Source organism: Paraglaciecola sp. (genome assembly GCF_039964565.1).
GTDB lineage: Bacteria > Pseudomonadota > Gammaproteobacteria > Enterobacterales > Alteromonadaceae > Paraglaciecola.
Genome location: NZ_JBDVXF010000008.1, coordinates 197,674 through 211,915, shown reverse-complemented (window position 1 = coordinate 211,915; position 14,242 = coordinate 197,674). Strand labels below are relative to the sequence as shown.

General features: G+C 36.3%; 13 protein-coding genes and 1 pseudogene. 8 read left to right on the top strand and 6 right to left on the bottom strand.

From position 1 onward, the window contains the following. Positions 1–182 precede the first annotated feature (182 nt). The 3 genes from ABJK37_RS05505 to ABJK37_RS05495 all read left to right on the top strand — a co-directional run bounded on the left by ABJK37_RS05505 (position 183) and on the right by ABJK37_RS05495 (position 1,208). Positions 183–461 (top strand): type II toxin-antitoxin system RelE/ParE family toxin, encoded by a 279-nt coding sequence (locus ABJK37_RS05505; RefSeq protein ID WP_012517116.1) that lies wholly within the window; start codon positions 183–185, stop codon positions 459–461. Continuing rightward, positions 461–754, top strand: coding sequence for a HigA family addiction module antitoxin (locus tag ABJK37_RS05500; protein ID WP_348350938.1), 294 nt, complete (start codon positions 461–463; stop codon positions 752–754). Before ABJK37_RS05505 ends, ABJK37_RS05500 begins: the two co-directional genes overlap by 1 nt. A 136-nt stretch (positions 755–890) precedes the next feature. Continuing rightward, a complete protein-coding gene (locus ABJK37_RS05495; protein ID WP_348350936.1) occupies positions 891–1,208 on the top strand; it encodes a hypothetical protein in 318 nt (105 codons plus the stop codon). A 146-nt stretch (positions 1,209–1,354) separates the two neighbouring features. Here the strand turns inward: ABJK37_RS05495 and ABJK37_RS05490 are convergent. Next, positions 1,355–1,594: pseudogene (locus tag ABJK37_RS05490) on the bottom strand (endonuclease III); the annotation flags it as partial. Between the two features lie 76 nt (positions 1,595–1,670). On the opposite strand from ABJK37_RS05490, the gene ABJK37_RS05485 reads away from it, so the two are divergent. Together ABJK37_RS05485 and ppl are read left to right on the top strand one after the other, a co-directional pair. Next, positions 1,671–3,326 carry a recombinase family protein gene (locus ABJK37_RS05485; protein WP_348350934.1) on the top strand — a complete coding sequence of 552 codons (1,656 nt, stop codon included), beginning with the start codon at positions 1,671–1,673 and terminating at the stop codon, positions 3,324–3,326. A 144-nt stretch (positions 3,327–3,470) separates the two neighbouring features. Next, entirely contained in the window at positions 3,471–6,194 is a 2,724-nt protein-coding gene (ppl, locus tag ABJK37_RS05480) for an anti-phage protein Ppl (RefSeq protein WP_348350932.1), read from the top strand. 43 nt (positions 6,195–6,237) lie between these two features. Here ppl and ABJK37_RS05475 read toward each other — a convergent pair whose 3' ends face one another. The 3 genes from ABJK37_RS05475 to ABJK37_RS05465 form a co-directional block, all read right to left on the bottom strand. Further along, complete coding sequence (locus ABJK37_RS05475) at positions 6,238–6,435, bottom strand: hypothetical protein (RefSeq protein WP_348350930.1); 198 nt, start codon at positions 6,433–6,435, stop codon at positions 6,238–6,240. Next, entirely contained in the window at positions 6,435–6,716 is a 282-nt protein-coding gene (locus ABJK37_RS05470) for a hypothetical protein (RefSeq protein WP_348350928.1), read from the bottom strand. The genes ABJK37_RS05475 and ABJK37_RS05470 overlap by 1 nt, the downstream gene beginning before the upstream one ends. 282 nt (positions 6,717–6,998) lie before the next feature. After that, positions 6,999–8,171 (bottom strand): hypothetical protein, encoded by a 1,173-nt coding sequence (locus tag ABJK37_RS05465; RefSeq protein WP_348350926.1) that lies wholly within the window; start codon positions 8,169–8,171, stop codon positions 6,999–7,001. 182 nt (positions 8,172–8,353) lie between these two features. Between ABJK37_RS05465 and ABJK37_RS05460 the strand changes: the two genes are divergently transcribed. The 3 genes from ABJK37_RS05460 to ABJK37_RS05450 all read left to right on the top strand — a co-directional run bounded on the left by ABJK37_RS05460 (position 8,354) and on the right by ABJK37_RS05450 (position 11,953). After that, the gene (locus tag ABJK37_RS05460) at positions 8,354–9,778 is read left to right on the top strand and encodes an AAA family ATPase (protein ID WP_348350924.1); all 1,425 of its coding nucleotides are present in this window, start codon (positions 8,354–8,356) and stop codon (positions 9,776–9,778) included. 647 nt (positions 9,779–10,425) lie between these two features. After that, positions 10,426–11,607 (top strand): plasmid recombination protein, encoded by a 1,182-nt coding sequence (locus ABJK37_RS05455; RefSeq protein WP_348350922.1) that lies wholly within the window; start codon positions 10,426–10,428, stop codon positions 11,605–11,607. Then, positions 11,600–11,953, top strand: coding sequence for a hypothetical protein (locus ABJK37_RS05450; RefSeq protein WP_348350920.1), 354 nt, complete (start codon positions 11,600–11,602; stop codon positions 11,951–11,953). Before ABJK37_RS05455 ends, ABJK37_RS05450 begins: the two co-directional genes overlap by 8 nt. A gap of 128 nt (positions 11,954–12,081) precedes the next feature. On the opposite strand, the gene ABJK37_RS05445 is transcribed toward ABJK37_RS05450, so the two are convergent. Together ABJK37_RS05445 and ABJK37_RS05440 are read right to left on the bottom strand one after the other, a co-directional pair. Then, entirely contained in the window at positions 12,082–12,987 is a 906-nt protein-coding gene (locus ABJK37_RS05445) for a hypothetical protein (RefSeq protein WP_348350918.1), read from the bottom strand. Between the two features lie 5 nt (positions 12,988–12,992). Continuing rightward, entirely contained in the window at positions 12,993–14,150 is a 1,158-nt protein-coding gene (locus ABJK37_RS05440; RefSeq protein WP_348350916.1) for a DNA cytosine methyltransferase, read from the bottom strand. Positions 14,151–14,242: the final 92 nt, after the last annotated feature.

Genomic DNA, 14,242 nt, shown 5'->3' with positions numbered 1-14,242 from the left:
CCGAAAACTGGAAAATCAAAACCACGAGTAAAAAACTTTGCAATATATCTTGGCTCAAGGCAAAGTTGTAGGCATTACAAATTTATAGAAAGACGATGCTTTGAATAGTCAAAACTGACTTTTTCTACAGCCTCGTTAGGCGTCAAGTTGCACCGCGTTGCGCAATGCGCTACACTCTTCCCATGATTAAGTCATTTAAACATAAGGGTCTGAAACTCTTTTTCGAAAAAGGGAAAACCTCAGGTATACAAACTAAGCATGCGAAAAAGCTTCGTATGCAGTTAGCAGCTATTCATACCGCACAAGATATTGATGACATTAATCTACCTGGTTTTTCTCTCCATCAACTCAAGGGAGAAAGATCTAACATTTGGTCAATATCAGTAAACGGTAATTGGAGAGTAACTTTCGAGTTCACGGATGGTAATGCTTACATCTTAAATTACGAGGATTATCACTAATGAATATGCATAACCCACCACATCCAGGTGAATTTATTGAGTCCATTTACATGGAGCCACATGGTATAAGTTGCAGAGCACTAGCTACCCATCTTGGTGTTGCAGCTTCAACACTAAATCGTGTTGTAAAGGGCAAAAGTGCAGTAACGCCAGAAATGGCCTTAAGGCTATCAAAAGTATTGGGACGCAGCCCTGAAAGTTGGCTTAGCATGCAAGACAACTATGAACTATGGCAAGCGAAACAGAACATTAACTTGGATAATGTGGAGCCAATAGGTCTGCATGCCACCTAACAAAAAAATTAAGTATGCCCGCTGCGCGGGCTGGGACGCAAACATGCGGGGCGGCTTCGCCATTATGCCCCACGTGCCTGCGCCCCTTATTTAAAAGTTTTAGGCATTCAACATAATTTGGCAGTAGGCATCCTATATGAAAGAGTCTGATTGGAAAGTATTTACAGCGCTAAAAAACAAAGCGATAGAAAAATATTGCACTTTAGCTCTGGAAGAATCACAAGAAGTCATTTCTGATAATAAAGAGCATGTGCATAATAGGTACCTTTACCTGTACAAATTACTTCAAAACAGCAATAAGAAAATGGCTCTACTTTTTGATGGGCATAGTCGCTCAAAAGCTTGGATACAACTGATTGCTATCAGAAGTGAAGGGCTTGCCGACGAAGAACTATTATCTAAATTATCAAATGAAATGCTTGATGAGACAGATCCTGAAAAGCGTGGTTGGTAAAAATGCCATACAAACATTATGATGGGAATTTTACTACGATAGATTACTTAAAAATTGTATTTCACCACCGTCTGCTATCTTGGGCATAGCTGCCTTTCGACTTCCATATATCCAGTGTCTTCTAATCGCTCGAAGAAGACCTAGAGCTATTCGGTCTTATCTTTAAACTCACACAAGTCTTCAATAATACAGGAACCACAACGTGGCTTGCGTGCAATGCAGGTATAGCGTCCATGTAAAATTAACCAATGGTGTACATCAACTTTAAATTCAGCCGGTACTACTTTTAGAAGCTTTTGTTCAACCAAATCAACATTCCTACCCATGGCAAGTTTGGTGCGGTTCGACACTCTGAATATGTGAGTGTCGACTGCGATGGTCGGCCAGCTAAAGTATAATAAAGGTAGATGTTTTGAGCTGACTGAAATAGACTATCATCACAAGCAGTAAAAGGTTATTGAGATGACAGCAAAACCCCTACTTTATAGCTACATCCGTTTTTCTACTATTGAACAGGCTAAAGGCCACTCCCTCAGCCGTCAGTTGACCTACGCCAAGAAAGTTGCTGATGAAAAAGGGATAGAACTTGATGAATCGCTAACTATGAAAGACTTAGGCTTAAGCGCATTCCATAAAACCAACATTAAAAGAGGGGCATTAGGTCTATTTCTTGAAGCTATTGATCAGGGAAAAGTTCCTGCTGGTTCTATTCTTGTAATCGAGAGCCTCGATCGTATTTCTCGTGCTGCACCAATAGAAAGTCAGGGGATTGTTGCTCAGATAATAAATGCAGATATCACGGTAATTACAGCAGTAGATGGCAAGGAATATAATAAAGACACGATTAAAAAAAATCCGATGGATCTAGTTTATATTGTTATCGTGTTGATCAGAGCTAATGAAGAGAGTGAATCAAAGTCAATACGTGTCCGTGCAGCTTACAAAAAGCAATGTGAAAACTGGCTTGAAGGTATTCGTGGGTTCAGAGTAAAGTGTGGTAAAGCGCCAAAATGGGTAAGATGGGACGAAGATATAAAAGCATTCGTTTTTGAACCTCGTGAAAAAAAGATTATGCTGAGAAAAGTTGAACATTTTAAAAAAGGACTAGGAGGCTTACGAATAGCTGAGTTAATAAATGAAGAGTTCGGAAAAGGAACTGTTCATCACACTGGGGCTAATGTTTATAAAGAGGTTAAGCGCAGAAGTTTGATCGGCGAGCTAAACACGAAAGTAGGTGATAAAGATTATGTACTTAAGGGGTATTACCCACCACTTATGACCGAAAATGAGTTCAATTCATTAGTATCTGATTCTAATAAACGTGGCGCAACAAAACATAGCCAAAAATTTGTAGGAATTCTCTCAGGTATTGATGTATTTAAGTGTGCTTGCTGTGGCAATTCAGTTGGTTCGCACGTTACATATCGAGGACTAGGGATTGAAGATGTACCTACAGGAAATAAGCGATATGGGTGTGTTGAAGCACGAAGAAATAATAATTGTTTAATGAAATCTACAGTTCAACTTGATGTAGTAGAAAGTGTTGTAGCCCTATTTTGTCAAGATCGAGTTAATTTACGAAGAATACTATTACAGGATAGTGATAAAGAAGAGTTGCGAGAACAAGAAAATAAGCTTAATAGCAAACTGAAAGAGTTACAAAAAAATATAGAAAGTTTAATGAATACTTTACTTGTGCTAGATGGCAAGCCGCCACAAGCTATCGCGGATAAAATTAAACAACTTGAGTCTGAAGAAAGTGACGTAAAACTTTCACTGGAAAAAATTAGAAATGAATTGTCTAGAGTAGGCAATACATTCCGTGATGAAGTCACTGAAAAGTGGTTAGGAATTACTGAAAATCTTTCAAAATTAGGAAGTGACACTAGGCTTTCATTGCGGCAGCTTGTAAAAGATACCTTTAAATCAATAATACTAAGTGTAGATCTGAAAGAAAGTGACGATCTGATTGGATTAGAAAAACTGATTGAACTTCAGCTAATGGGAGATGAACAAAAAAACTATTTTGATTTAACGTTAGAATTTCACAACGGTAAAAAGCGTCTGTTAAGGCTAGATAAGCATTCGGGTAAGCTGCTAACAGGATTTGAAAATTAAAAGTGAATTTCCTGCTTCTACGAATCAATTTTATAATTAATTTTTTCATAGGATTAATGTTGAACTGTGTATTAAAACGGTCAGGTATTTGGTGTGTTATTTTTAATAAAAAATTAAGTTACCTTTTCAAATTAAGGAAGATTTATGACTGTAGGCGCTAAATGGTTTAAGTTTGATTTTCATAATCATACAATTGCTTCAGATGATTACCAAGATTCTTCTGTAACAGATCGTGAATGGTTATTGTCTTACATGTCTAAAGAAGTTGATGCTGTTATTATAAGCGATCACAACACAGCCGCAAAGATTGAATCTATAAGAACCGAACTAGCTCAAATGAAAATGGAAGTTGATACTGGTGGCTTGGTGGGGTATAGGCCAATTACCATTTTCCCCGGTGTTGAATTAACTGCCACAGGTAATGTCCATGTTTTAGCTGTGTTTGAACAAAACACGGCTCATATTGAGATTGAACAACTCATCGGGGCTTGTAACGGTACAAACCCAATTCCTAGAGATGCGCAAAACCATGAGCTAGTATTGCGTTCTAGCGTACCTGAAGTACTTTCTTCTATTGGCAGAAACCCAAATTGTATAAGCATATTGGCACATATTGATGGTAGGAAAGGAGCTTTAGAAGTTACAAACCAAAGTGAGTTAAATGCAATTTTTGATGCTGCTCCTGATGCCGTCGAAATCTCTAATGATATCGAGTCTATTAGTAATGGACTACATAAAAGTTTAATAACCAATCTGCCCAAGGTTAGAGGTTCTGATGCTCATCACCCTGATAGAGCTGGAACACGTACATGTTGGTTGAAAATGTCAGAGTTAAACTTTGATGGCTTGAAATCGGCAATTCAAGATTACAAAAATTGTATATTATTAGATGAAGAGCCTCCGAGAGAACCATCGCTAAGAATCAAGAAACTTAAGCTAAAAACTAGATTATGCCGTTCTGAATTGGGTGAGCCGATAGATTTAGAGTTCAATCCTTTTTATAACGCTATAATCGGCTCTAGAGGAAGTGGTAAATCGACTATAGTGGAAAGCATACGTATCGCTCTAAGAAAAGACAAAGGCCTTCCACAAAGTGTTAGGGATAACCTCCTTAATTTTAAATCTATTGATAATGGGATGGATCTAGAATCAGCAATTGAATGTATTTATTGTAAAAATGGTACAGATTTTAAACTTTCATGGACACCTGATTCAGAGCCTTCACTTGAAGTGTTGACAGAGAGTGGGTGGGAAATAGATTCAAATTGGTCAAATGATAGGTTTGAGTTATCAATATTTAGTCAAAAAATGTTGTATCTGTTAGCTTCAGATCAGAATGCATTCTTAAACATTTGCGATGAAAGCTCATTCGTTGACAAACGAAAATGGTTAGAGACAAAACAAGAATTAGAACGAAAATATAAGTCTGAAAAAATCATATATAGAGGGTTGTTGAGTCAGAAAAGCAGTAAGTCAGCATTGCAAGGGCAACTTGACGACGCTATTGGCGCAATAGATAAATTAAGAGACAGTTCTTATTACAGCGTAAGAACAAATTTAAGCAGTTTAGAAAAGAAGTCTCTCTTCATAGAAAATAAGTTTGATAAAGAAGACGAGTCTTTGGATGCCATTTTAGAATTCTTTACTTCAGAAGAGCCAGAATTATCAGAGAATGATCAAGAAGTTACGACTCCAGTTGAACCCGTTAACAATGGCGATTCAGAAACGGAATATCTTACTTTAATCGCTGAAGTAGACCAAATAATTCAAGATGCCGAGTCCAAACTACAGGAAATAATTACCAATACTAAAAATAAGTTAACGGAGGTATCTCAATCAGCTTTTGTTTTAGGGCTAAAACAGCAAGTCGAAGATGCTAAATTAGAAGTTCAGGCAGAAGCTGAGAAATTAAAGGAGGATGGCCTAGACCCTGAGCAACTTAACGCATTGGTTGAACTTAAGGACAGTCTCGAAACTCAATTGTCAGAATTTAATGATGTTGATGATAAAATTGAGGCTTCGTCACAAAATATCGAAAAAATCGAAGCTGAAATAGCTGAGCACAGAAAGACACTCACAAGCCAAAGAAAAGCATTTATACAATCTCTGAACCTAGAATCATTAGATATTAAAATTTTGCCATTAAATGCAAATCCACAGCAAGTGGTTGAAAGTTATCAATCATCAGTGAACATCAACTCTTTCACAGATCGTATTTATGATGCCGAGAATAGTGAAGGCTTGTTAAAGGAGTTTATTGAATTTCCAACGTTTAACCCATTAGAGCAAACAATCGATACTAAGTACGCATTGTTAGATAAACTCAAAGAGATTCATATTAAAATTAAGAAAGGCGAACTTGATGGAGTGCCAAATATTCATGGTTCGCTAAAGGGGAGGCTAGCATCACTTAGCGAAGATGAAATTGTTAATCTCAATTGTTGGTATCCCGAAGATGGTATTCAAATTAGATACCGAGCATTAGGCGGCAATATGGAAAACATTGACTCAGCGTCACCGGGACAAAAAGCCGCTAGTATGCTTGAGTTTTTACTCTCGTATGGTTCCGATCCGTTAATTTTAGATCAACCAGAAGATGATTTAGACTGCCTAATGTTAAGCGAAAGTGTTATCCCGTCAATTGAAAGAAACAAACAACGTAGACAGTTAATAATCGTATCTCACTCTGCACCAATAGTAGTTAACGGAGACGCTGAGTACGTTATTAGTATGCTAAGAGACAGAACAGGTTTAAGGGCTAATATATTAGGAAGCTTACAAGAAGCTGATGTCAAATCTAATATTTGCAATCAGATGGAAGGTGGAGAAAAGGCTTTCAGATCACGCTTTAATAGAATAGTAACATAAGAGTTCTATTTAAATCACATCAAGCCATGTGGTTGATTTTTATCTAAGCTGATTTTTTAAAATCAGCTTCATTAATGGCAGTAAAGCGTGAGCAAACTCTTTTAACTACTTGTGCAGATAGAGCATCAAATATTTCTTTATTCACATTACTTCCTTGGCGAATTACATTTCCATTTTTGTCTACTAGAGCCAGAGAATAACCATTTTCAACCTTCAAACCAGTATTAGTCGCAGAGATCATTATAGAACCTCCATTTGCTTAGACAACTCTTCAGCTTGCCGTTTTAAACTAGAGGCGACCAATAAAGCCTCCATGTAAGCATCCAAAATTGCGTCGTTATATTCGAATGTATCGCTAGCAGTCATGCAATAAAGAATTGCTCTTGCTGCCGTAGTAGCACCGCTAGCTTCACAGATTAAAAGTTGTTGTTTAATCTTCATTTGCAGTAGGTCGGAAGAGTTATCAGTAGAACTAGTATTACTTTGCTTTTGCAAAGATTGGGTTAATTGGTATTTCTCCATTTCAGTTACCTTGAAGTTGTTAAGACGCAGCTCAATTCATTTTCAAATGAATTGAGCTGGACTTAGGTTAATGGCATTCCTTTGCCTGCTTATCCTAGCGAAGCCACCTATACGGTGGTGAAGTACTTAATATTATTAAATGATTTAATTAAGTACGGAGAGAATAATACATCAATCAAAAATAAAGTCAATCATAATTTCAATAATATTAAATGAAATTCAATGGCTGTGAATAGATTTAAGTGGAGTTGGTTTTTGTCTTTATCCTTTGGAGATAAAATGCTATTTATTGGTTCCTGTTATCTTGCCATACGCGTATGCAATACTATTTATAGCTAAGTCTGTTTTAATATCTTTTCTAAACAGCGAGCCAGACAGGGAGATTATTTCGCTTTCAATGTTTTCAGTATCAGAAATCTCATTACCTACTGATTTAACTAAGGTTTTTAACGGGTGTGGTGTGCCTTTACTGGTAAGTGTAACTTCGAGTTGTTTGGGCGTTTTACCGATCAATACTTTGACGTTCTTTATCTCTAATAAGCCTTCAGTTACAAATCGAAGCGTATCTGAGAAGTTAATTGTATTGTTAGCTGCTTGTGAGTTTTCATTCATGTTAAAAATGTTGAAGTCACTCAGTTCTGTATTTTCAAATACAAAAGGAATCAAACCACCGATCACGTCTTCCTCTTCTCTAAGTATTATTGTAAAAGCTTTGTTGATTTCGCTGGCGATAATGTCACTGTTTCTAAGGGCTTCGTACTCTTGCGTAAGTGTACGACCGATGAAGCCAAATTTAAGTCCAGCTATCGTTACTAGGTATTTTTTATTACTCCATTGGTCCGTGACTAGGATTGTTCTGCAAAGACGAGAACGATTCGAATCTGCGGCAGTAACATTTTGACTTTCTATGTGTAATCCTAATGTCTCTAGCTCTTCCTGAAGATTTTTCATGCTATCGATCATAACGTCTAATCGTATGTCCCTAGCCAAAATTTCAAGCTCCATTGCTGTTTTCTTCATCATATCTGAAATGAAATTCATAGCCCCGATTTTGTTGAAATGAACTGGTATATGACTTTCTAAATTTGATTTATTAATAAAATTGTTAACATGTTCTCTAACAGCTATTCCAGCTTGAATTTCTGGGAACATTGATAAACTGAATCCCAAACTTTTTGGGATAACTTGTGGTGGTGTTGCCTCAATATTAGAATTTGGCTTATTTTCAAATAGTGGCGCATTATCGTCCAACCTGCCGGAGGGTAGGCTAAATGCTACTTCTATAGTATGAGCAACTTTATCGCTTATTGGCTTTGGATCTTTTCCAGAGATGTATGTTGAAACATAGCTGGCAGTTCTATCAATCTGTTCTGCGAAAATTTTTATTTTTCCTTCACACAAAGTCCTCAATATGTCATTTGCATTTTTTAGACGAATACCTTGAATATCGCTCACCGTTGAACTCCTGAGTTATAAGTTACTTATTAGAAGTTATACAAACCCCAATTGTTGAATCTAATTTATCATTTAATTTTATTTAATTCAATGCATTTAAATTTATTGAAATTTATTTAACTTTGTTTTATTGTATCAGCGTCGGTCTTAGGACTGGCATTAACTTAACGGAGAATTATCTTATGAATAAACTTACGAACACTCAAAATGCTTTAGATTCAAAAAATGATCAAAAAGTAGGAGGGGTTCGTGCGGCTATAACTCATTTAATCAATAAAATAATCAATAAAAATAATTCGATAAAGGAGCATTCTGCTGGCGAACTTACTTCAAACAAATCTATAAAAACTAAAGTACTTAAACATACTCAAGAAGCGGCTAATGAGCCTTTCTTTCAGCTCGTTAATGGGGATCTTGGTAGTTTAAGAACTACTTCATGGCTGATTGAAAATTGGATACCCTTTTGTAGTCTTGTATGTACTTATGCTCCCTCGGGTAGCTTGAAATCTTTCCTAGTACTAGACCAAGCGTTACACGTTTGTACTGGTGCTTCTTGGAATGGCTTTCCTTCTAGAAAAGGAGCTGTATTATTTATAGCGGGAGAGGGGAGAAATGGTTTGATTAAGCGTGTAGCTGCTTGGCGTAAACACTACAAAAATGAGATTTTAGAAAATTTTTATTTATCTAATACAGCGATTGAACTCTTAGATAGTTCAAATGTTGAACGAGTTATTGAAGAGGCGAAGGAAATTGCTGTTAAGCATGGTGAGATAAGCATGATCGTCGTCGATACACTTAATAGAAATTTCGGCGCGGGTGATGAAAATAAAACACAAGACATGACTACTTTCATTAATGCTGTTAGTAGATTGCAATCTCAGACAAACTCCTGCGTGCACATAGTTCATCATACAAGCAAAGCTGACTCTAGTGTTGCTCGTGGATCAGGTGCTTTAAGAGCTGCGCTAGATTGTGAATTCATGATTGATGCTCAAAAGGCTAATACAGATAGAGTTACTTCTATAACTGTATCATGCAAAAAAATGAAAGATGATGACTTTCCGGAGCCGATAATATTCAAGCCATTAAATATTGAGCTTGGTAATAAAGATGGAAGTGGTATCAGTAGTTTAGTTTTAGATTCACAAGACACTCAACTTGAAACCGCTAAAAAGTCATTAATTCAACATATAAAAAATTGCATTAAAGAATGCGGTGGTAACGTCACAGAAAATAAGCTTAATCTGATGACTCATATTTTTAGCACCATATTACATAGAATGAATTTTTCAGAACCTTCTGAAGATGTTGCTTTTACTGTTGAAAGTTTAGCTAGAGCCTATTTTGATAAGGAAGGGGCACTAGATAAGCCGGGTAATGACAAAAGCCGATTTTTACAGTATATCAATAGTATAAGCTTTCTTGATAAAACCGAGATGAACACTAGTGAATGTTACTTATATAAGTTTAAGAATCAACAAGGTGATTATACTGAAAACTTCAATATAATCCGCGAGAAAGTGTTCTCGCAAAAAAACTATCTTGGAAAGATAATTGATTCTGGTTTTTTAAAAACTCTAAAACTTGACGAAGTTAGAAAAGCTTAGTTATATACTTAACTTCCCCATTTTCCAAATGCTCTGGTTAATGGGGAATTACCAATCAGTTTTTCCTAAACGCTTACCGAAAATCCATATAATTTCACAAAAATCTTACTGAATACTCCTATACCAAATTACCATTTTTATGTGTGTGTATTAACACACATAAAAAAGGTAAATGGGTATTATTGATATAGGCTCTAAAATGAATAATCAATATCATTTTTAGGTTTTGTTCTAACCGTCTTAGCGGGTGTAAAAGCTTCTGAATCAACTTCTAATTCGATAGTATCCTTTGGCTGATTATCCAATAAAGTCGGCTCTGGTGCTCTCTAGGCGTTTTTACAAGCTTCCAAATATAGTCTAGCCGTTGGTAATTCAGGTTTGGATATGGCTTAAGCAACAATAGTACTTTGCCGCATTGCGGCGGAATCGAATAATGCGTTGCGGAAATACTTTTTAATTTTCTAGATAAAAACATATTAAGTAAAAAGCAGTACATTCGAAACTCTTCACTTATAAAATTTAAGTAAAATATAACTTGCAGTTATAGTTAAATACTGATAATTTAACTGTATAAACATACAGCTAGTGACAGACTAGCAGTATTCATTCTTCATACTGCGTCTGTCAGCAAAGCTGAAAGAGTCACAATGAGCGGTTATCAATTTTTTCATATAGAAACATATGCAAGGATACCAAGTAGAACGGGAAAGAAACAAAGCGTCATCGGGTTAGTGAGAGAGGCTGAACGGCACCCTAATGCTTGCTTGCATATAGAATCCCCCAAAAAGCCAACCCAGCTTTTTGGAAAACACCCATCCATTGTTGCAGACGACATTATTAAATTGTCAGAGCAAGCCTTAGACAGTAAAGGCCGAAAGCTTCGTACAGATGCACAAGTATTGCTTGCAGGCGTTGCAAGCTATCCTATCCAGTGCGAACAAGTAACACTCGATTGTCCCAAACTTCAAAAGTGGCTTACTCTAAATTTGGCTTTCTTGAAAGCTGAATATGGCAATGCTTTAAAATCAGTAATTTTACATTTAGATGAAAATTATCCTCATATTCATTTCTACTGCCATCCAGACTTAGATGGTGAAAGTAAGTTGAACATTCGTGATATTCATTGCGGTATGAAGCTAAGAGACTCTGTGCCAGATAAAGGTATAGGTTCTGGGAAATTAAGAAGCCGTTTGTATAAGCAAGCTATGCGTGACCAACAAGACCGTTATCACCAACAAGTAGGAGTTGAATGCGGCCTAGCCCGCATTGGGCCAAAAACACGAAAACTAACTAGAAAAGAGTGGGTTTACGAGCAACAAAATGCGAAAAGACAGCAAGCTCTCCTTGAGTTAGAAAAAGCGAACGTACAAAAACTTAAGGATATAGAGCTTAAACAGTCAAAAAGCTTGGAATTAGTGCGTAAAAATACGCAGGTGCTCAAGTTAATCGAGCAAGAAAACCTTGAGAAAGCGTCTATACCACAAGGCTTCTTCAGTGCCAGTAAGCATAAATTACATTATTTAAAAGGAAAGCTAGAGCAGTCTGTTTCGCGGGAAACCAAGCTTAAAAATAAGGTGCTAGCTGAAAAAGAAAAAGTTAAAACTTTGGAACTTGATAAAAAAAGAATATCTAGCAAGTTGTCAAAACAAGAGCAAAAGATTGAATCTTTAGAAAACAAGGTTAGCAATTTAATAGTAAAAATTGACGCTCTGACACAAGGCATAAAGTCGTGGAAAAACAAATACTACCAATTTATTGCGTCAATAAATTTGAAAGGAAAACCTACAACTAATAAAAATAACAATTATGAAGGGTCATATGATGTCTAAAAACATTTCACTAGAAGAAATTCAAGGGTTTCTAAATCACCAGTCAAAAACAAGTTACTCCAGCGTTTATCTTCTTGAGATACACAGAAGGATTTTTGAAATTACTAAATTAACTATACAGTTAAATTACTCAAGTAGTTATTCAAACACATTGATGATGCTTGAAAAGCTTATTGAGCAATTAAAAACAGAAGATGAGTCTGGAGGTGTTTCATATGAAAACGTTCCACTAACGCCAAAAGAAAAAAATCTGATAGATGAGTTATCAGTCTCTTTAGCTACTCAAGAATTAAAGCCTGAAATCAATAGGCAACAACAAAGCTATATTAGCGATTTTGAATACTAACCCTATTCTTTAGTTCCACTAATGAATAGACGTGTCTGAAATATTCAAACGTTTACGTTTAAAATTGAGCAATGGTGACGCTTAATTATTTAAATATTTTTTGCTAATACCTGCCCTAAATGAACTCGTTAAGATAAGCCTAAAACTTTACGAACCGCATTGTCCAATTCTTCACCTGAGGGCAAGTTAGCCCCTGATATAAATCTTTGAGAAAACTCTTCTAGTTCAAATTTTAACTCTCGTTCAATGACTAGATGCCGTTGCTCCCCATGCTCTACCTCTTCTGATAATGAATAAGTATGAACGGTTAAGATGTCTTTTGCTTTATGATTCACCAAAGGAATATCTGCGCCAATAACGTCTTCAAATTTTTTATACACTATATCTGGGAGGATAAAATATAAACCATTTGAGACAAGATCTGATTTAGCATAAATTAATCCCTTTCGTATTAGCTGAGGAATCAATCTCTTGTGTACATTTGCCCAGTTTAAACCATGCTCAGATCTTGGTATTGTTGAAGTATTAGAATTTAAATTTTTATAGGCGTACCAGTTATCTCGATAGTTGTTTGTGATATCAATACTTTGTACCTCAATTCCAACATACTCAACCAACTGACCGTTGTTAACCTTAGCTAAAACCCAGTCCATTGAAAGCTTTGTGCCTAGCTTCACCTCTTTACCAGAGTTTTGTCCTAGTGCGACTATGCATTCATCTATTGAAGATCTACGAGGAATGAACTCCTCATACATAAGAAACTCGATTTCAGTACCGAATGCATCTTCAGCAACTTTTTTTAATGACTTGTAGTTTTTCTCGTATATTCTGTTGGGACAAATAACACAGTGGCCAAAAGTAGTTGTTACGCTGCATGTTCCGTATACAACGGTCTGCTCACTATTAGACTTCGAACATGCTTTATTGACAAATGGACATGCTCCTAGATTCCATAATGTTCTAGCATCTTTGGTTAAATCGTCTGGGGCATACCCAAATATTTCTACGATGTCGTTTTTTGGCCTTTTAATCATTATTGTTACCCAATTGTTTCCATTATTTTTTCGCCAATTCTTTGAGCTAAAAGAGGAGGGACAGCATTACCAACTTGTTCATATTGTTGTGGCAGGGAGCCGTAAAATAGATACGAATCAGGAAATGATTGAATCCTTGCTGCTTCTCTTACTGACAATACTCTATCTTGTGTAGGATGAATAAATGCCCCCCAATGAGGATCACACTTAGTTAGGATTGTTGAACATAAACCGTCTGGGTGTAATCTTCCATACCTTTTGGTGTGGTCACTTCTCCTTGCTCTTTGCATTCCTTTTGGAAGCATTTCATGAGGAATATTTGTCCAATTTCCACCTTGCGGTATATGTTTTAACCTTTCTAAATTTATTTTACCAAGGCCATTACACGAATGGTTGTGAGCTAAGCGAGAGTCCCCTCGTAAAAGGCTTTGATATTTACTACTTACTTTGCTGGCATATTCTATAGGCTCATTTTTTGAACCGCTCTCTATTATAGGTAGATCTGCAATAGCATCTGAAACTGTAGTTTGTGGTAACAAATCTTGAGCAAACAGTGGTGCTAACTTGATGCAAAGCTCCTTTGAACCTGCAAAATTAGCTACTGCCGTTGAGTTATATTCAGGTTCAGGAAAAGAAATCCGTTTCTTGCCTTTTACAGCAATAATTATAGTTCTAAACCTTGTTTGGGGTACTCCGTAATGTCCAGCATACAAAATTTTGTGTTCGACGCTATACCCTAAATTTATTAACTCTTTATATATTTGCTGTACAACAGTACCTTTTCCTAGTGAAACTATACCCGGCACATTTTCAATTAAAATCGATTTAGGTAGTAATTCCGCAGCAACTCTTAAGAAGTCTTTAAACAAGTGATTACGCTCATCATCTAAATCTCTGATAGGAGCATTTACTGAGAACCCTTGGCATGGGGGCCCTCCAGCTAGCAAATCTAACTCACCGTGTTTTAAACCCAGTTTTTGTTTTAAGTTTATCTCACACACTTGTCTAACATCACCTACAACCATTTTGGTGTTAGGGTGGTTTTTTTTATAAGTATTTGCATGAGCTTCAACTAATTCATTAGCAAGGATCGTAGAAAAACCAGCCATACTCAAACCACATGACAAGCCACCAGCCCCTGCAAATAAATCAATAGATTTCACGATTAACTTTTCCTATTTGAAAATTTACATAAACTAAAAATGTAAGTAAATTATGCGTATACACTAGAGATAGCACGTTAATAATTTTCATC